The 17,355-nt window shown below is 44.6% G+C and carries 20 protein-coding genes; 18 read left to right on the forward strand and 2 right to left on the reverse strand.

Going from position 1 to position 17,355, the window contains the following annotated elements:
* The first annotated feature begins 146 nt into the window (after positions 1-146).
* A complete protein-coding gene (locus ICN47_RS11375; RefSeq protein WP_216220056.1) occupies positions 147-641 on the forward strand; it encodes a cupin domain-containing protein in 495 nt (164 codons plus the stop codon).
* A gap of 295 nt (positions 642-936) precedes the next feature.
* Here the strand turns inward: ICN47_RS11375 and trxC are convergent, their stop codons facing one another.
* Positions 937-1,356 carry a thioredoxin TrxC gene (gene trxC / locus ICN47_RS11380; protein ID WP_255539007.1) on the reverse strand — a complete coding sequence of 140 codons (420 nt, stop codon included), beginning with the start codon at positions 1,354-1,356 and terminating at the stop codon, positions 937-939.
* Between the two features lie 119 nt (positions 1,357-1,475).
* On the opposite strand from trxC, the gene ICN47_RS11385 reads away from it, so the two are divergent.
* The 4 genes from ICN47_RS11385 (at position 1,476) to ICN47_RS11400 (ending at position 3,872) form a co-directional block, all read left to right on the forward strand.
* A complete protein-coding gene (locus tag ICN47_RS11385; protein WP_216220058.1) occupies positions 1,476-2,132 on the forward strand; it encodes a peroxiredoxin in 657 nt (218 codons plus the stop codon).
* A gap of 442 nt (positions 2,133-2,574) precedes the next feature.
* Positions 2,575-2,778, forward strand: coding sequence for a cold-shock protein (locus tag ICN47_RS11390; protein ID WP_216220059.1), 204 nt, complete (start codon positions 2,575-2,577; stop codon positions 2,776-2,778).
* Positions 2,779-2,863: 85 nt separating this feature from the next.
* Entirely contained in the window at positions 2,864-3,124 is a 261-nt protein-coding gene (gene infA / locus ICN47_RS11395; protein WP_216220060.1) for a translation initiation factor IF-1, read from the forward strand.
* 154 nt (positions 3,125-3,278) lie between these two features.
* Positions 3,279-3,872, forward strand: coding sequence for an HXXEE domain-containing protein (locus ICN47_RS11400; RefSeq protein WP_216220061.1), 594 nt, complete (start codon positions 3,279-3,281; stop codon positions 3,870-3,872).
* A 375-nt stretch (positions 3,873-4,247) separates the two neighbouring features.
* Here the strand turns inward: ICN47_RS11400 and ICN47_RS11405 are convergent, their stop codons facing one another.
* Positions 4,248-5,684: a carbohydrate porin gene (locus ICN47_RS11405; protein WP_216220062.1), complete on the reverse strand. Its 1,437-nt coding sequence runs from the start codon at positions 5,682-5,684 to the stop codon at positions 4,248-4,250.
* 322 nt (positions 5,685-6,006) lie between these two features.
* Here ICN47_RS11405 and urtA point away from each other — a divergent pair, with 322 nt between their 5' ends.
* The 13 genes from urtA to ureG are packed head-to-tail and all read left to right on the forward strand — an operon-like array spanning position 6,007 to position 17,347.
* Positions 6,007-7,266 (forward strand): urea ABC transporter substrate-binding protein, encoded by a 1,260-nt coding sequence (urtA, locus tag ICN47_RS11410; RefSeq protein WP_216220063.1) that lies wholly within the window; start codon positions 6,007-6,009, stop codon positions 7,264-7,266.
* A gap of 52 nt (positions 7,267-7,318) precedes the next feature.
* On the forward strand, positions 7,319-8,902 hold the full coding sequence (urtB, locus tag ICN47_RS11415; RefSeq protein WP_216220064.1) for an urea ABC transporter permease subunit UrtB: 1,584 nt from the start codon (positions 7,319-7,321) through the stop codon (positions 8,900-8,902).
* Positions 8,902-10,044 carry an urea ABC transporter permease subunit UrtC gene (urtC, locus tag ICN47_RS11420; protein ID WP_216220065.1) on the forward strand — a complete coding sequence of 381 codons (1,143 nt, stop codon included), beginning with the start codon at positions 8,902-8,904 and terminating at the stop codon, positions 10,042-10,044. Before urtB ends, urtC begins: the two co-directional genes overlap by 1 nt.
* The gene (gene urtD / locus ICN47_RS11425) at positions 10,041-10,838 is read left to right on the forward strand and encodes an urea ABC transporter ATP-binding protein UrtD (RefSeq protein ID WP_216220066.1); all 798 of its coding nucleotides are present in this window, start codon (positions 10,041-10,043) and stop codon (positions 10,836-10,838) included. The genes urtC and urtD overlap by 4 nt, the downstream gene beginning before the upstream one ends.
* A gap of 2 nt (positions 10,839-10,840) precedes the next feature.
* Positions 10,841-11,533, forward strand: a complete 693-nt coding sequence (gene urtE / locus ICN47_RS11430; RefSeq protein ID WP_216220067.1) for an urea ABC transporter ATP-binding subunit UrtE — start codon at positions 10,841-10,843, stop codon at positions 11,531-11,533.
* A 36-nt stretch (positions 11,534-11,569) separates the two neighbouring features.
* Complete coding sequence (locus ICN47_RS11435; RefSeq protein ID WP_216220068.1) at positions 11,570-12,445, forward strand: urease accessory protein UreD; 876 nt, start codon at positions 11,570-11,572, stop codon at positions 12,443-12,445.
* A gap of 21 nt (positions 12,446-12,466) precedes the next feature.
* A complete protein-coding gene (locus ICN47_RS11440) occupies positions 12,467-12,769 on the forward strand; it encodes an urease subunit gamma (RefSeq protein ID WP_216220069.1) in 303 nt (100 codons plus the stop codon).
* Positions 12,770-12,780: 11 nt separating this feature from the next.
* Complete coding sequence (locus ICN47_RS11445; RefSeq protein WP_216220070.1) at positions 12,781-13,410, forward strand: HupE/UreJ family protein; 630 nt, start codon at positions 12,781-12,783, stop codon at positions 13,408-13,410.
* Positions 13,407-13,745: an urease subunit beta gene (locus ICN47_RS11450; protein WP_216220071.1), complete on the forward strand. Its 339-nt coding sequence runs from the start codon at positions 13,407-13,409 to the stop codon at positions 13,743-13,745. The genes ICN47_RS11445 and ICN47_RS11450 overlap by 4 nt, the downstream gene beginning before the upstream one ends.
* Positions 13,745-15,448: an urease subunit alpha gene (gene ureC, locus ICN47_RS11455; protein ID WP_216220072.1), complete on the forward strand. Its 1,704-nt coding sequence runs from the start codon at positions 13,745-13,747 to the stop codon at positions 15,446-15,448. Before ICN47_RS11450 ends, ureC begins: the two co-directional genes overlap by 1 nt.
* A gap of 8 nt (positions 15,449-15,456) precedes the next feature.
* Positions 15,457-16,029, forward strand: a complete 573-nt coding sequence (gene ureE, locus ICN47_RS11460; protein ID WP_216220073.1) for an urease accessory protein UreE — start codon at positions 15,457-15,459, stop codon at positions 16,027-16,029.
* The gene (locus tag ICN47_RS11465) at positions 16,019-16,711 is read left to right on the forward strand and encodes an urease accessory protein UreF (protein WP_216220109.1); all 693 of its coding nucleotides are present in this window, start codon (positions 16,019-16,021) and stop codon (positions 16,709-16,711) included. The genes ureE and ICN47_RS11465 overlap by 11 nt, the downstream gene beginning before the upstream one ends.
* A 12-nt stretch (positions 16,712-16,723) precedes the next feature.
* Complete coding sequence (gene ureG, locus ICN47_RS11470; RefSeq protein ID WP_216220074.1) at positions 16,724-17,347, forward strand: urease accessory protein UreG; 624 nt, start codon at positions 16,724-16,726, stop codon at positions 17,345-17,347.
* Positions 17,348-17,355 lie beyond the last annotated feature (8 nt).

Raw genomic sequence — 17,355 nt, forward strand, 5'->3', positions numbered from 1 at the left:
AAGGAGCTTAGAATGATCCAAGACCGTTTAAACAACCGACCTAGAAAACGATTAGGATTTAAAACCCCCAATGAAGTATTTATGCAGTCCTTAAACCGTGTTGCACTTCGTGTTTGAATCTACGATTATTTAAAGTGGAGACATTAATGAATATCAAGCTTGCAATAAAAGGGTTGACTACTGTAATTTTTCTTACACAGGTATTAGTAGTAGGCGCACAAAATAATTCAGCTGGCGCGAAAGATTTTGTAATCGTTAAGCCAGATCAAGTGATATGGGGGGATGCTCCCGAAGGAGTAAAAACGACAGTGCTCTTTGGTGATCCAAACAAGCCTGGCATGTATGTAGTTCGGAATATTTTCCCCGCTGGAATTATGAGTACTCCGCACTCCCACTCTCAAGATCGCTTTGTTACTGTTATCAAAGGTACGTGGTATGCCGGTACAGATGCAAGATGGGATCCTGCAACAACAGTTGGATTGCCAGCAGGCAGCATGATGTTTCATCCAGCTGGCGTGGTGCATTTTGATGGCGCAATCAATGGGCCAACAGAGATTCAAATTATTGGTATGGGTCCAGTTTCCACAACTTCAGTCTATCCAAATGAAGGGCGCTTTGGAAAACCTAGAAAGCTAGATTAGTAAACCCCAGAACTTATATATAAGTCTTTATTTTTGGCGGCACGGGCGAGATTGAGTCCGTGACCTACTCTACGAGCGTTATTACTATCAATGTGATGAAACATATAGCCAGTGTTTTGCTACATGCGGTGGCACTGTGCATATGTATAAGAACGAATGATTTAATGGTCCGCTTTGCTGTCGGAAAGTGAGACCGTTATCCAGGGCTCCAGTCCTACTGAAACCATTAGAAGCGCTGAGACTGTCTCTTTTGATTGCTACTTCGAGTAATTTAGGTCTGCCATTTTTGGGCTCATCACTGAAATCTCGTAACTAGCTGTTCTAGTTGTGTGGGAGGAAGTGCCCCAGAGATTCTTTCAACTTCAGTACCATTTTTAAAAATTGCTAAAGTTGGAATGGATCGAATGTTGTATTGCTGGCCGACGGCTGGATTAGCCTCGGTATCGAGTTTGATATGCAGAACCCTTTCTCCATATTTCATTGCGCTAGCTTGGAAGGTTGGCGCAAACATTTTGCAAGGCCCGCACCATGGTGCCCAAAAATCTACAATGACTGGCAACTTAGTCTGAGTAAGAATTTCTTTAAAACTTGCTTGATCGGCCTCAATTGGCCCCAATAGGAGGCCTGACTTACAGACGCCACAAATAGGGTTCTCATTTAGCCGCTCTAGAGGCAGGCGATTCATTTTCTGACAGTTTGGGCATGTAATAAGCATTACCAATTCCCTTTGAGCACGGTTAGCGTTAAATTAGTTCACTAGATCCATTTTATTATCTACCCCATTGGTTTTTAATAGGGGGTAATATGAATAAACTATTTAATTAAGGAGTGAATATGTCGCTACGTATAAATGATGTTGTACCAAACTTTACAACTGACTCCACTGCGGGAAAGTTAACATTACACGATTGGATGGGTGATAGTTACGCCATTTTATTTTCGCATCCAAAGGATTTCACACCAGTATGTACGACTGAGTTTGGCGCAGTTGCCAAACTAGCCCCAGAATTTGCTAAGCGCAATACTAAGGTTATGGGTGTATCTGTAGACAGCGTAGAAGATCATCAAAAGTGGAAAAAAGATATTGCTGCTTTTGCTGGAGCGCCTGCAGACTTCCCAATCATTGACGATACTTCATTGCAAGTAGCTAAACTGTATGACATGTTGCCGGCAGATGCTTATTTGCCAGATGGCCGTACACCAGCCCATAGCGCCACCGTTCGTACGGTATTTATTATTGGCCCAGATAAAAAGCTGAGGCTGACTATGTCCTATCCAATGTCTGTTGGACGTAATTTTGCGGAGATTCTTAGAGCGTTGGATGCCATTCAAATTACCGATGGTGTACCGTTAGCAACTCCCGCAAACTGGACTCCAGGTCAAGACGTGATAGTGGGCTTAGCTTTAAATGATGAGCAAGCAACCGCAAAGTATGGTGAGCTTGATAAAAAGTTGCCTTATCTGCGCTATGCAAAGTCACCTAAGAAATAAACGAGGTAATATTTCTCCCATCTAAGGCCACCCTCGAGTGGCTTTTTTTTTACTTAGTTCTCAACACGGGTCCTTAGGCGACAACGGATAGTGAGGCTGTTACTCTAAATTTTTCTGATTCTGTAATGAAAAAGCTCCTTAATATGCATTTAAAGGCTATATTTAGGGCGGGTTGGACTAGACGAACTCGCGACCAACGGATTACCAAAGCACTTTTACCTGTTTCTATGGCTGTTATAGAGGTGATATCTTAATAAGATACCTTTTATGGCCAAAGTAGAGTAAAATCCAATTAGCGATTTTCAAGCTAATAGTGTTGTTGTACTAGTAATTAACACCGCAGTTCTGCGATAGTTCTTTTTAGCATCTCCCCCGCCATTCTTGACTTTCGCCTCATTTGGGGCATTATCCCTTTTTATATTTTTTTAAGGAATAGTCAGATATGGCAAACGGAATTGTGAAATGGTTTAACGATGCTAAAGGCTTCGGCTTTATTACCCCTGAACTCGGTGGCGAAGATTTATTTGCCCATTTTTCAGCAATTAATAGCAACGGATTTAAGTCATTAGCTGAAGGTCAAGCGGTTACTTTTGATGTTACTACTGGCCCTAAAGGCAAGTTAGCATCCAATATTCAACCTGTTTAAATCAGAAGCAAATATCAGGCGGATATTGTTTGCCTGGTTCAAAGCCCAGCATGACTGGGCTTTTTATTTTTATTAAGGATGTTAAATGGCAAAAGAAGAGTTGCTTGAAATGGAAGGTCTTGTTGATGAAATTCTGCCAGATTCTCGTTATCGGATTACTTTAGACAATGGCCATAAGCTTATTGCCTATACAGCAGGAAGAGTCAAAAAAAATCACATCCGTATATTGGCTGGAGATAAGGTTTCTTTAGAGGTCTCTCCCTATGACTTGAGCAAAGGCCGTATTACATTTAGACATATTGAGAACAAGCAATCTTTTGGTGGTGCGCCGAAGAGGCGATATTGATAGCTTTCAGATTAAAACCGCAAGTTAATTTAATATTTTCAAAGAATCTCAGGTGTTTGTCGGGACAGCTTCAGGCAACCAGGAAACACTCAAACCACCTTCGGGTGGTTTTTTCATTTGGTCTTTAGTGGTGTTTGAGGTATGGTGATGCTTAATGATGAACAGAATATATAAAAATTGGGTTTATGGCGGTTTCTTAGCCGGATTACTCATGCTGCTTTTAATGCCGCTGCTCACTATAGGCTGGCCAACTCAACTGAAACTTTTCTATTTAGCCTTACCTATCTATATGCTTCACCAGTATGAAGAATGGGATGATGACCGATTTAGAATTTTTCTTAATAATCATCTAGGGCGCGGTCGGAATCTTTTAACTCACAAAGCTGGATTCGTGATCAATATTTTTGGAGTATGGGGTGTTATTGCTGCTTCACTCTATTTGGCTTTTTATGTAAATCCTGGCTTTGGTCTTATAGCTACCTACCTTGTTTTAGTTAATGCGTTTGTTCACATTTTGGCCGCATTCATTTTGCGTTCTTATAACCCTGGATTGATTACTGCCATTGTTTTATTCATCCCTCTGGGCTTTTATACGCTTTATCAAGAAAATTTTGGTAGTGATCGAGCATTCCAATATTTAGGAATTGCCATAGCAATACTGATCCATGCGGGGATAATGGGGCATCTTTTAAGAAGGCGCAAACAACTCAGCAATACTATTAATAAGAATACAGTTAGGCATCCTTAGTCGCCGGTCTATTCCACCCCGAGCTACCAAGAAACACTAAAACCACCTTCGAGTGGTTTTTTATTTGGCCGTCGACTTTGTGTCGTTAACAGAAGTTGACACCAACGGGCATGAAGTCTGCTGCTCTAAATTCTTCTCCATCTGTAATGAAAAAGCCTCCCTTAATATGCATTCAAGGGCTTTATTTTTGGTGGGTCGGGCGAGATTGGCTTCGCCTAAACTGCGTTTTTGAACTTGCGACCAACAAATTAAAAGGCCTAGTTAGACGCTGGCGGGCTCAGGGTAGCGCGGAAATACACGATCGGACATTTGATGAAGTATCTCTTTTGGCTATTAAAACTTGCTTGATTATCGGATTCAGAATCCCTTATTTCATTACATCTCTATATGTGCTCTTAAGCCAAAGAAGTTTACTGGGCCTCGAGCGGAGTTATAGGCGGGATTGGCAATGCGTTGGTAGTCAGCCGAAATAAACAACTCCTTATAAACTTTTGCGCTATAAAAAGTTTCTAATATTTGTTCTTTCTTATAGCTAAGCGCGCCATCGCCGATAAATGCCGCCATGCCACCTTGCTGTAAATAGCTAATTTGCGACGAAGAGATTCCATTGATGGCATAACCTATGCCAACTGTATCTTTGGGGCGCGACCAGCTGGAGCCTTTGATGCTTACACCACCTGATAGTGATCTACTGATATCTACAGTCTGCGCTTCTGTTGTTCCTGGATTCCAACTCCAGCGACCAAATATCCCAACATCTTCATTAATGGCCTGTTCTATATTTAACCCATAGCCCCATGAACTTTGTGCCGCTTTGCGAACACTAGTGACATCAGGAGTGCTGTTGGTTTGTTGAGCTTGGTTAATCGCATTTTGATAATTGCCCATGAAGGCATGCTGTTGATAGTAAAGAGCTCTGACTGCTCCTGGCTTGCCCCAGAGTTCATGTTCATGGGTTAATTCAATTTGATTGCCGTAGTCTTGGCTCATGCTGTAATCAAGTTGAGCGGTATTGGGAATAGTGGGCATTGCCAGCCTTGCCGCTTTTAAAATCCAATCATCTTGATACCACTCGGCTACAACACCATAGGTATAGCCTTTACTATCTGCAGCATAGCCATATGCGCCCATAGAGAAGAGGGCAAAGTTCTGAAACTGTGCGCGAGGATCGTGACTGTAACTATTTTGGTCAAAGAAATCTAATGTGGCGAACTTACCGTAGGTAAGGACGATTCTATTCTTATCAAGATTTCCAGCAAGCTGATTGGGCCCACCTTCAATATGCTCTTTGCCTCCACCTAAGCCAAAGGTCTGTCGAATAAAAGCACGAGCGGTATAGTAGATGGGTGGAGCATATGAACCTTTTTGTAATTCACCATTTTGAAATCCACCTAGACCCACAAGTTGTCCGTTAAAAGGCGTTCCTTCAAACATTTCTGGGTTCCAGTAGACTTCAGCTCCTTCCCAGAGTCTCGCACCTAAAAAAGCAGTAGCGCTTAATGTATAGCTTTTCCCACCACCACCTTCAGATTTATTGAGAAGACTGTTTTGTCCGTAGTAGGGCGAGTTGAAGTTATTTTTCTGTTGAACGATATAAGTGGATTGTCCATGAACACTCCATTGCTCCGTTTCTCCCTCTAACGCATAGGCACCGTCAACTTTAGGTGAGTCACTGACAGGTGCTTCAGCCAAAATAATTGGTAGATCGCTAACAGGCGCTTCTGCTTTCGCAGGCGAAGACAGTACACCCAAATAAAGGGTGCCAACTATGCCTATAAGGGCTGTGCGGCTAGAGCCATTTGAGAAAAACATCGTAAATTACAAATATGCTAAATGAGAATAGTTCTTATCTTATCAGATAATTGAGAATGACTCTCAATTAGAACCAGACCGCCGAAAATTGTCAAAACCACCTTCGAGTGGTTTTTTCTATAGTTAATCCCGACTGGTTCATTTCATTTCTCTATATCGGCTTGCCTCTTTAGCGTGCGCTTATGTAATTTCCATGTCCCTATTTGGTGCATCAGCACGTTTCTGGTGATTATTCCCATTTGCACCAATATGAAACACCCTCTAATGGTCGTAGGCATTCAGTACCCGGGCCCACATGACTAATTTACTCAAGAGGTGATATATGAAACGTAGATCGATTTTGAAGTTATCCGCTTTAGCAGCAGCTTTAAGCTTTACTGGCTTAAGCCATTTGGCTATGGCTCAAAGCAAAGAACCTATCAAAGTAGGTATCTTGCATTCCTTATCAGGAACGATGGCTATTTCTGAGACATCACTGAAAGATATGGATTTGATGGTCATTGACCAAATTAACAAAAGCGGTGGCGTATTGGGTCGTCAACTAGAGCCAGTAGTAGTAGATCCTGCTTCTAATTGGCCATTGTTCGCAGAGAAAGCGCGACAGATGCTCACTAAAGATAAGGTTGCAGTGGTATTTGGTTGCTGGACTTCAGTATCTCGTAAATCTGTATTGCCCGTATTTGAAGAGTTGAATGGTTTGCTCTTCTATCCAGTGCAATATGAAGGTGAAGAAATGTCCCGCAATGTGTTCTACACGGGCGCAGCCCCAAATCAACAAGCTATTCCAGCGGTTGAGTATTTAATGAGCAAAGAGGGCGGCGGCGCTAAGCGCTGGGTTCTCTTGGGCACTGACTATGTATACCCACGTACAACAAACAAAATCTTGCGCGCTTTCTTGAAGTCAAAAGGCGTTAAGGATGAGGATATTCAAGAGACTTACACACCATTCGGTCACTCTGACTATCAAACAATTGTTGCCAATATTAAGAAGTTCTCACAAGGTGGTAAGACTGCAGTTGTTTCTACCATTAACGGTGACTCAAACGTTCCTTTCTACAAAGAATTGGGTAACGCTGGCTTGAAGGCTAAAGATGTTCCAGTGGTTGCCTTCTCTGTAGGTGAAGAAGAGCTGCGCGGTGTTGATACCAAGCCACTCGTAGGTCAATTAGCGGCATGGAACTACTTCATGTCAGTGAAAAATCCAGTGAATGATGCATGGAAAAAAGAATGGGCTGCTTACTCCGTAGCGAAGAAGTTGCCTGGTGCTAGCAAGCCTTTGACAGATGACCCAATGGAAGCCAGCCGCACTGGTATCTTGATGTGGAAAGCCGCTGTTGAAAAAGCCGGTACAACTGATGTTGATGCTGTTCGTAAGGCAATGATTGGCCAAAAACTCAATACTCCAAGCGGATATGTTGAAGTCATGGGTGCTAATCATCACTTGTCTAAGCCAGTCATGATTGGCGAAATCAAGGCTGACGGTCAGTTCAATGTGATCTACAAAACTCCAACAGCTATTCCAGCTAAACCTTGGAGTCCGTATATCGACGGTAACGCAGGTAAGCCTGATTCAGTACAGTAATTCTCTATAGAAATTCCCTCCCCCAGGCGGGGGAGGGCTTTCAAAAACATTCATGAAATACCCCCATTTATCTAAATTGCTTTTATCAGTTTTATTGGCTCTGAGTTGCAGTCTCGCTTTAGCTAAGATGACTGTAGGCGATTTAAAGCCTATTTTTGGCGAGAGCTTTGACGCCAAGGTGAAGGCAGTTCAGTTCTTGTCCAGGGAGGGCAGTCCTGAAGCATTAGAGATTTTGCAAGCGATGAGTACTGAGACATTATTTTTGTCTCCTGAAGGTGTTGTCATTCAAAAAAATGATCAATATATCGACGCACTTACTGGGCAGCTTGTTACGGTAAAGCCTGAAGAGTTACAAGAGGTGGTCCTGAATAACCTGATGCGTGGCAAAGTAGATAACGCATTGTTAGGTTTACAGCTGGCCTCGAGCGATGTGGCGATTCGTACTAAGGCAGTAGATGCTTTAATTAAAGATCCTGAGCTAGATACTTTGCCGCTAGTTGAAAAACTCATGGCTTCTGAAAAGGACCCAGTCCTCAAGCCTAAAGTAGAAAAACTATGGGCGCTCTTAGCGTTGCAATCGGATAACCAGGAAGCAAAGTTAAAAGCGATTGAGCTCTTAGGCGATAGTGGAGATCCTCAAGTCGCTGCCTTATTGGCACCTTTGGCAAAAGAGGGTGGTCCAGTCCAAGAGGCTGCTGAAAAAGCACTAGCCAAAATTAAGAAATCGGAGTTTAGTGGCGAGATCCTTGGTAACGTGATTGCAGGCCTGAGTTACGGCAGCGTGTTGCTCTTGTGTGCGTTAGGTTTGGCGATTACTTATGGACTCATTGGCGTAATCAATATGGCGCATGGTGAGTTCTTGATGGTAGGGGCCTACGCAACCTATGTGGTGCAAGGAATATTTAGGCAATATGCCCCTGCGTATGTGGATTGGTATTTATTGTTTGCCTTACCAGTCGCCTTTATTACTGCTGCCTTAGTAGGCATCTTGATTGAGAGAACGGTCATTAAATTTTTATATGGTCGCCCACTTGAAACCTTATTGGCTACCTTTGGCGTCAGTCTATTAATGATTCAGTTAACGAGAACTATTTTTGGTGCGCAAAACGTTGAGGTTGCAAATCCAGTGTGGATGTCCGGTGCGATGCAAGTGTTGCCCAACTTAGTGGTGCCATATAACCGCATCATTATTTTTGCATTCGCTATTGCAGTGGTGATCGTGACTTGGTTGGTGTTGAATAAAACACGTTTGGGTCTTTTTGTAAGGGCGGTGACCCAGAATCGCACGATGGCTGCTTGTGTGGGCGTCAAAACCGTTCGCGTAGATATGTATGCCTTTGCCTTTGGCGCAGGCATTGCAGGTCTTGGTGGCGTAGCGCTCTCCCAGATTGGTAACGTTGGCCCAGACTTAGGTCAGAGTTATATCGTTGACTCATTTATGGTGGTAGTGCTTGGTGGTGTGGGTCAATTGGCTGGAACAATTTATGGCGCATTTGGTCTGGGGATTACCAGCAAATTATTAGAGCCATTTATTGGTGCTGTATTGGCGAAGATCGCCATCTTGGTATTTATTATCATTTTTATCCAAAGACGTCCTCAAGGTCTCTTTGCCCTCAAGGGAAGGAGTGTTGACTAATGGATATTCGTAAGCTTGCTCCCTCTACTAGCTTTAGTTTGCAGATCCCTGAGCGGGAGTCCATTCTGAGTAAGCGTGCCTATATCGCATTAGCAGCGCTGACCCTATGTGTACTCATTGGCGTACCGATCTTCTCGTTATTGGTTCCTGACACAAGCATGTTTTACATGTCTGCTTATGCGCTAACCTTGATCGGCAAGATTATGTGTTTTGCGATTGCAGCCTTAGCGCTCGATTTGGTCTGGGGCTATTGTGGAATTTTGAGCTTAGGTCACGGATTGTTCTTCGCTATTGGTGGTTACATCATGGGCATGTATTTGATGCGTCAAATTGGGGCCGAAGGCGTATATAAAAGTGCGTTACCTGACTTTATGGTCTTTTTAGATTGGAAAGAATTACCCTGGTTCTGGAAGGGCAGTGAGCATTTTTGGTGGATGCTCTTAATGTTGATTTTGATTCCAGGCTTTGTCTCATGGGTGTTTGGTTACTTTGCTTTTCGCTCCAGAATTAAAGGCGTCTATTTTTCGATTATTACCCAAGCGTTAACTTACGCAGCTATGCTTCTATTTTTCCGCAACGAAACGGGTTTTGGTGGCAACAACGGCTTTACGGATTTCAAACGCATCTTGGGTTACTCCATTAGCGCACCGAGCACTCGCGTAACTTTGTTCCTGATTACTTTCTTGATATTGGTGAGTAGCTTTTTGCTCTGCCGTGCGGTGATTACTTCCAAAATGGGTCGTGTGATTACCGCTGTTCGTGATGCTGAATCGCGCCTGATGTTCTGTGGCTATAACCCACTGGGCTTCAAATTATTTATCTGGGTCTTATCTGCCGTGCTTTGTGCCATTGCTGGCGCTTTATTTGTTCCTCAGGTTGGCATCATTAATCCAGGCGAGATGTCGCCCACCAATTCTATTGAGATGGTGATCTGGGTTGCTGTTGGTGGGCGCGGCACCTTACTCGGGCCAATTATTGGCGCATTTGCAGTTAGTGGTGCCAAGAGTTTTTTCACTGCAAACTTTGCTGAGTATTGGTTATTTTTCTTAGGCCTCATGTTTGTATTGACCACTTTGTTTTTACCTAATGGTTTGTTGGGTGTTTATCACCAAATCTTTGGTAAGAAAGGGGGCGCTAAATGAGCGCGCACTTTCTAGAAAAAGGGATTGATACCAGTCATACTGGGATTTTGTATGTCGAAGGTCTGACGGTAAATTTTGATGGCTTCAGAGCAATTAATGATCTCTCGTTGGCGATCGATGTAGGTGAACTGCGTTGTGTCATTGGGCCTAATGGTGCAGGTAAAACTACCTTGATGGATGTGATTACCGGTAAGACGCGCTCTAATATTGCTGAGATCGAAGGCTCTGTCTATTTGGGTTCAACGATTGATCTCATGACCATGAATGAACCACAAATTGCGCAAATTGGTATTGGGCGTAAGTTTCAGAAGCCAACTGTCTTTGAGCACCACCCAGTATGGGAGAACTTAGAGCTTGCTATGGCGGGTGATAAGTCTTGGCATCATTCTTTGGTAGCCAAAGTAGATCTTGAAGGACGTCGATTGATGGAGGCGGTACTGGCGTTGACACAGTTAGAGTCTGAGGCGTATCGCGATGCCGGTCTTTTATCGCATGGACAAAAGCAGCGTCTAGAAATCGGCATGCTCTTAATGCAACAACCAAAACTCCTGCTATTAGATGAGCCAGTTGCCGGCATGACCGACGAAGAGACAATGCGCTTAGCGGAGTTGCTCAATTCCTTACGGGGACAATGCTCGATGGTAGTGGTGGAGCATGATATGGAGTTTGTGGCTGCTTTAGCAGGCGATAAAGGTAAGGTTACCGTCCTGGCAGAAGGATCGGTATTGGCTGAAGGAACGCTCGATGAAGTGCAGCGAGATGAGCGCGTCATTGAATCCTACTTAGGACGCTAATTATGTTGATCGTAAAAGACTTAAATCAGTACTATGGCGGCAGTCATATATTGCGGAATATGAGTTTTGAAGTTCCTAAGGGGCAGCTCACCACTTTGCTTGGCCGAAATGGTGTTGGTAAAACCACCTTACTCAAATCCCTGATGGGCGTTGTCAAAGTCAAGACAGGCTCGATTGCCTGGGATGAGCAGGAGTTAGCAACTCTTCCGCCATGGTCTCGCGTAGATGCAGGCTTTGCTTATGTTCCACAGGGCCGCGAAATTTTTCCCCGCTTATCCGTAGAAGAAAATTTGTTGATTGGAGCTGCTAAATTTTCTAGCTCTAAATCTATCCCCCCTTATATCTACGACTTATTTCCGATCTTGTCGGATATGAAATCTCGTCGTGGTGGTGATCTTTCGGGTGGGCAACAACAACAGTTGGCAATTGGGCGGGCCTTAATGTCCCAGCCAGAGCTCATCATTCTAGATGAGCCAACGGAAGGGATTCAACCTTCCATCATTCAGGACATTGGCCGCTGTTTGCGTAGATTGGTCGATGAGATGGGGATTACCGTGCTTTTGGTGGAGCAGTACTATGATTTTGCCAAAGCCCTCTCAGATCATTACCTAGTAATGCGCCGTGGAGAAATTGTGGCCCGGGGTAATGGGGTAGATATGGATGCAAATGGCATCCAGGAGATGATTTCGGTTTAAAGTGGATACACGTATTCATCTTGATGGTCTTCCTAAATGCTCTTGGCTCCAGATAACGCAGTAAAACAGCTCATTCGGTCTTTAAGTCCGAGCTGGTTAGCTAGCCTAAATCTTCAGTATGAGCATTCTGATATTGGTACGGTTCTCAAGCGCAGCCTTCATGAAGGACCTCTGCGGGTACAAAAGGCCCTCTATCCTGAGGGCGAAGAGATTTCTCATACCGTCATTCTTCATCCGCCAGCGGGAATTGCAGGTGGAGATCGATTGGATATTAAAGTTGGCTTGGGTGCAGGTAGTCATGTGGTGCTTTCTACGCCGAGTGCGACGAAGTGGTACAAGTCTTTTAAGAATCCAGCCGCACAAGACATCGAGTTTGATTTAGCGCAAGATGCCAAACTCGATTGGCTGCCACAAGAAAATCTCTTTTTTAAAGGTGCGGATGCAAAGATCCTCACTAAACTCAACTTACAAAGTAGCTCCTCTTTTATTGGGTGGGATGCAGCGATGTTAGGTCGTCATGCATCCAGTGAAGAGTGGAGTAAAGGTCGAGTCCATATGCGCAATCAAATTTATCGTGACGGTAAATTATTGTGGATTGAAAATGGACAGATTGATGCAGAGGATAGGCATTACAAGTCCTTGCCGCAAATTGGGTCTTGGCCGGTATTTTCTACCTTGTGGGCAGTAGGGCCTGCTTGCTCAAGCGCTCTTGCGGAATCAATTTCGCCCATGATGCCGTGGACGGATGCTTTAAGAGCTGGGGCTACATATCTGCCGCAAGGGGTATTGCTGGTGAGGGCGGTCTCAAATGATATTGAGATGACGAGAAATTGGATGATTGATATGTGGTCTACATTAAGACCACAAGTGCATGGAGTTCCCGCACAGCCATTGCGCTTGTGGGCATCATAAGAATTGATATAAAGGTTAAATATGGAATTAACGCCACGCGAAAAAGATAAGCTCCTCATTTTTACTGCTGCATTGCTAGCTGAGAGACGTAAGGCCAGGGGCTTAAAGTTGAACTATCCAGAAGCAGTCGCCTTAATTAGTGCTGCGATCATGGAGGGTGCACGCGATGGTAAAACCGTAGCGCAGCTCATGCACGAGGGTCAAACAATCTTAAGTCGTACCGAAGTGATGGAAGGTATTCCTGAAATGATTCCCGATATTCAGGTGGAAGCGACATTTCCGGATGGAACAAAGTTGGTTACTGTCCACAACCCGATTGTGTAAGAGAGAAAATCATGAAATCAATTAAAAACACTACTCAGTTTTTTGGTGCACTCTGTTTTCTAATGGCTTCAAGCATGGCTTATGCACATCCGGGGCATGAAACGGGTATCAGTTTTATGTCGGGCATCTTGCATCCCTTTAGCGGGCTAGATCATTTGCTGGTCATTTTGTTGGTGGGTTTTTGGAGTGCGTTTGTGCTCACGCAAATTTGGGTAGGGCCCCTGGCCTTTTTATTGGGAATGATGATGGGCGTCTTTGCTGGAATGTTAGGAGCGCCACTCCAATTCTTTGAATTCGGTATCGCCACTTCGGTCATTGGGATTGGTACGCTGCTCTTAACCAAAAAGCAGTATTCCACTAAATGGATCCTGGCCTTGCTTGCGATGTTTGGCGTTTTTCATGGATTTGCACATGCCCAGTTGTTTTCTCAAGCTCATTTGGACTTTACTTTAGTGGCGCAGGATATGGCTGGATTAGTGCTGGCTACTGGCGCATTACATCTTGCTGGGGGGCTATTAGTGGGTGCTCTCAAACAAAAGACCAAACTGTTTGCTAAGGGAGCTGGGATCGTCAGTTTGATTTATGGCTTAGGCCTTGTAGGGCAGCTTTCATTAGCAGTCATTGGAGGAGCTTCTGTATGAGCGCTTCATCTAGTACGAATAGTTCACGCTTCATTCCAGGGCAAATGTTTATTGAGCCGGGGGATATTGAATTCAATGTAGGACGTCAGACACTCACTATCGAGGTTTCTAATAGGGGAGATAGGCCTGTTCAGATTGGCTCCCATTTTCATTTTTATGAAGTGAATGATGCACTTATGTTCGAGCGTGAGAAAACCAAAGGTTATCGCCTCAATATCGTTGCTGGTACTGCTGTGCGCTTTGAGCCGGGGCAAAAGAGAACGGTTGAGCTTGTAGAAGTTGCTGGCGATAAAAAGATTTATGGATTTGCTGGTCGCGTCATGGGAGGTGTGTAATGGCTAAGATTAGTCGCCTCGCCTATGCCGAAATGTTCGGCCCAACTGTGGGAGATCGTTTAAGGCTTGCTGATACTGGCTTAATGATCGAGATTGAGAAAGACTTCACCACTTATGGTGAGGAGGTCAAGTTTGGTGGCGGTAAAGTAATTCGTGATGGTATGGGTCAAAGTCAACGTGAATCCAAGGACTGTGCCGACACTGTAATTACCAATGCTGTGATCATCGATCACTGGGGTATTGTGAAAGCCGATATCTCGATTAAGAATGGACGGATTTCAGATATCGGTAAAGCAGGTAACCCCGATATTCAACCTGGTATTACATCCGTCATTGGCCCCGGCACTGAAATTATTGCTGGCGAGGGGATGATTGTTACGGCCGGTGGAATTGATACCCATATTCATTTCATCTGCCCTCAACAAATTGAAGAGGCTTTAATGTCCGGCGTCACCACCATGATTGGTGGAGGCACTGGTCCGGCTACCGGAACTTTTGCAACCACTTGCACTCCAGGGCCTTGGCACATTGAGCGCATGCTGCAATCCATTGATGCCTATCCTATGAATATTGGATTGCTTGGTAAAGGCAATGCAAGTTTGCCAGCGGCCTTACGAGAGCAAGTGAATGCTGGCGCTATTGGTCTGAAGTTGCATGAGGACTGGGGAACCACACCCGCAGCAATTGACTGCTGCTTGAGTGTTGCCGATGAAACAGATACACAGGTAGCGATTCACACAGATACCTTAAATGAGTCTGGTTTTGTAGAGACGACCTTAGCAGCCTTTAAAGGGCGAACCATTCACACTTACCATACTGAAGGTGCGGGCGGTGGTCATGCCCCGGACATTATTCGTGCTTGTGGTGAGTCAAATGTACTGCCTTCATCTACCAATCCTACAAGACCATTCACGGTCAATACCTTAGATGAGCATTTGGATATGTTGATGGTGTGTCATCACCTAGATGCATCGATTGCTGAAGATATTGCCTTTGCAGAATCTCGTATTCGTAGGGAAACGATTGCTGCCGAAGATATCTTGCATGATTTGGGCGCTTTCTCAATGCTGTCATCAGATTCTCAAGCCATGGGTCGTGTTGGTGAAGTGATTATTCGTACTTGGCAAACCGCAGACAAGATGAAAGCCCAACGAGGTTTGTTGTCGGGCGATAGTAATCGTCATGACAACTTCAGGGTGAAGCGTTACATCTCTAAATACACTATTAATCCTGCGGTGACCCATGGAATCTCACACGTGGTGGGCTCTATTGAAGTGGGCAAGTACGCAGACTTAGTATTTTGGAAGCCCGCCTTCTTTGGCGTGAAGCCTTCATTGATTCTGAAAGGTGGTTCGATTGCTGCTGCCGCGATGGGTGATCCTAACGCATCTATTCCAACGCCGCAGCCAGTGCATTACCGCAATATGTTTGCTGGTATCGGACAGGGTATTCGTCATAGCTCTTTAACCTTTATTTCTCAAGCGGGTATGCAGGCTAATATTCGGGAGGCCTATGGCCTGGAAAAGCAAGTAGAAGCAGTGCGAAACTGCCGCTCCATTACCAAAGCTGACATGGTGCACAACGATTGGCAACCACATATCACTGTTGATCCAGAAACCTACCAAGTGATTGCGAATGGTGAGTTGCTTACCTGTGAGCCAGCGAAAGTCTTGCCAATGGCCCAACGCTATTTCCTATTTTAAGAAGATCTATGTCTGAACCATTGCGCATTGAAAAGATAATTCCCCGAGGCCAGGGTTTAGCTAAAGCTATCTTGGCTAGGGCTATAGAGCTGAAGTTGCCATTCGAAGTACGCAATAAGAGCCGATTTTCTGAAACCCTATTGGATGGACGTCAAGCCCTATTCTTTTTGCCTAGAGGTAATGTCTTGGTAGATGGCGATATCTTGATAGCGGATGATGGTTCCATGATTCGGATTGCGGCCGCTGATCAAGAGGTCGTCACCATCAGATCAACCGATCCAAATCTAATGATGAGGGCCGCTTACCATTTGGGTAATCGTCATATCCCGGTTCAAGTTGGTGAGGGTTTTTTAAGAATGGAACCCGACTCAGTGTTAGAAGCGATGATTTTGCAGTTGGGCCTTGAACTAAAAAAAGAACGCGCCTCTTTTGAGCCGGAGACGGGTGCGTATGGTGGGGGCCATCGTCATAGTCATGCTGAAACATTTGACAGCGACTACGCATTAGCGCAAAAGGTATATGCCGATCATGAGCATCCCCATGTTCACGGACCTGGATGCAATCATTCCCATGACGATTGATCTCAACGAAATCACTGCATTAATGCAGTTGGCTTCACCCGCTTTACCTATTGGTGGATATAGCTATTCTCAAGGTCTTGAAGCTGCTATCGATTCTGGCTTGGTAAAAGATGCTGCATCAGCTGAGCGCTGGATACAAGAAGTCTTTCTGGGTGTCTTTGCTCGCTCTGAGGCGCCTTTATGGTTGCTAAGTTATCAAGCGTGGGCTGATGGAGATCAAAAAGCAGCACAAGATCTCAACGATTACTTCTTAGCCAGCCGAGAAACGCAAGAACTACGAGCGGAGACTGAGCAAATGGGTTGGTCACTTCTGCAAATTGCCCAATCACTTGGCTGGGGTGGAGAATCTGTCGAGCAACTCGCCAGTATGAAACCTTTATCTTTGCTGATAGCCCATACTTACGCTTCATTTCATTTGAATATCCAAGCGCAAAATGGCTTGGCTGCCTACGCCTTTTCATGGATCGAAAATCAAGTGGCTGCTTCACTCAAAGCCATTCCTTTGGGGCAGGTAGCGGGGCAGCAGGCCCTAACCAAGATTCGCTTACTCGTTCCTCAAATGGTTTCTGAAGCTAAAGAAAGAGCAAAATCTGATTTATCCATGATTGATAATTTTTCACCTATGTTGGCGATTCTGTCTTCAAGGCATGAGACGCAGTACTCCCGATTATTCCGTTCGTAAACAAAAGGCATCATGAGAACTAAAAAGAATCCCCCACTTCGTGTTGGTATTGGAGGCCCTGTTGGATCTGGCAAGACAACTTTACTTGAAATGCTATGCAAGGCAATGCGTGATAAGTATGACTTGGTTGTAATTACGAACGATATTTACACTAAAGAAGATCAGCGCTTACTCACTGTTGCAGAAGCACTGGAACCCGAAAGAATTATGGGTGTTGAGACCGGCGGCTGTCCGCATACCGCCATTCGCGAGGATGCATCTATCAATTTAGAGGCAGTTGACCGCATGCAAAAGCAGTTTCCAGATGTCGACATTATTTTTATTGAGTCTGGCGGAGATAATCTAGCGGCAACCTTTAGCCCTGAACTTTCTGATCTCACTATCTACGTCATTGATGTAGCAGGTGGCGAGAAGATCCCTCGCAAAGGGGGTCCCGGCATTACGCGTTCTGATTTATTGGTTATCAACAAGACCGACTTGGCACCTTATGTGGGAGCCTCTTTGCCGATTATGGAATCAGATGCTAAAAAAATGCGTGGTGATCGACCCTTCATTATGGGTAGTGTGAAATCCGGCCAAGGACTCAACTTCATTATTGAGTTTATCGAAACTAAGGGATTGCTAGTAGGTGGATGAGCACATTT

Source organism: Polynucleobacter sp. AP-Latsch-80-C2 (assembly GCF_018882185.1).
GTDB lineage: Bacteria > Pseudomonadota > Gammaproteobacteria > Burkholderiales > Burkholderiaceae > Polynucleobacter.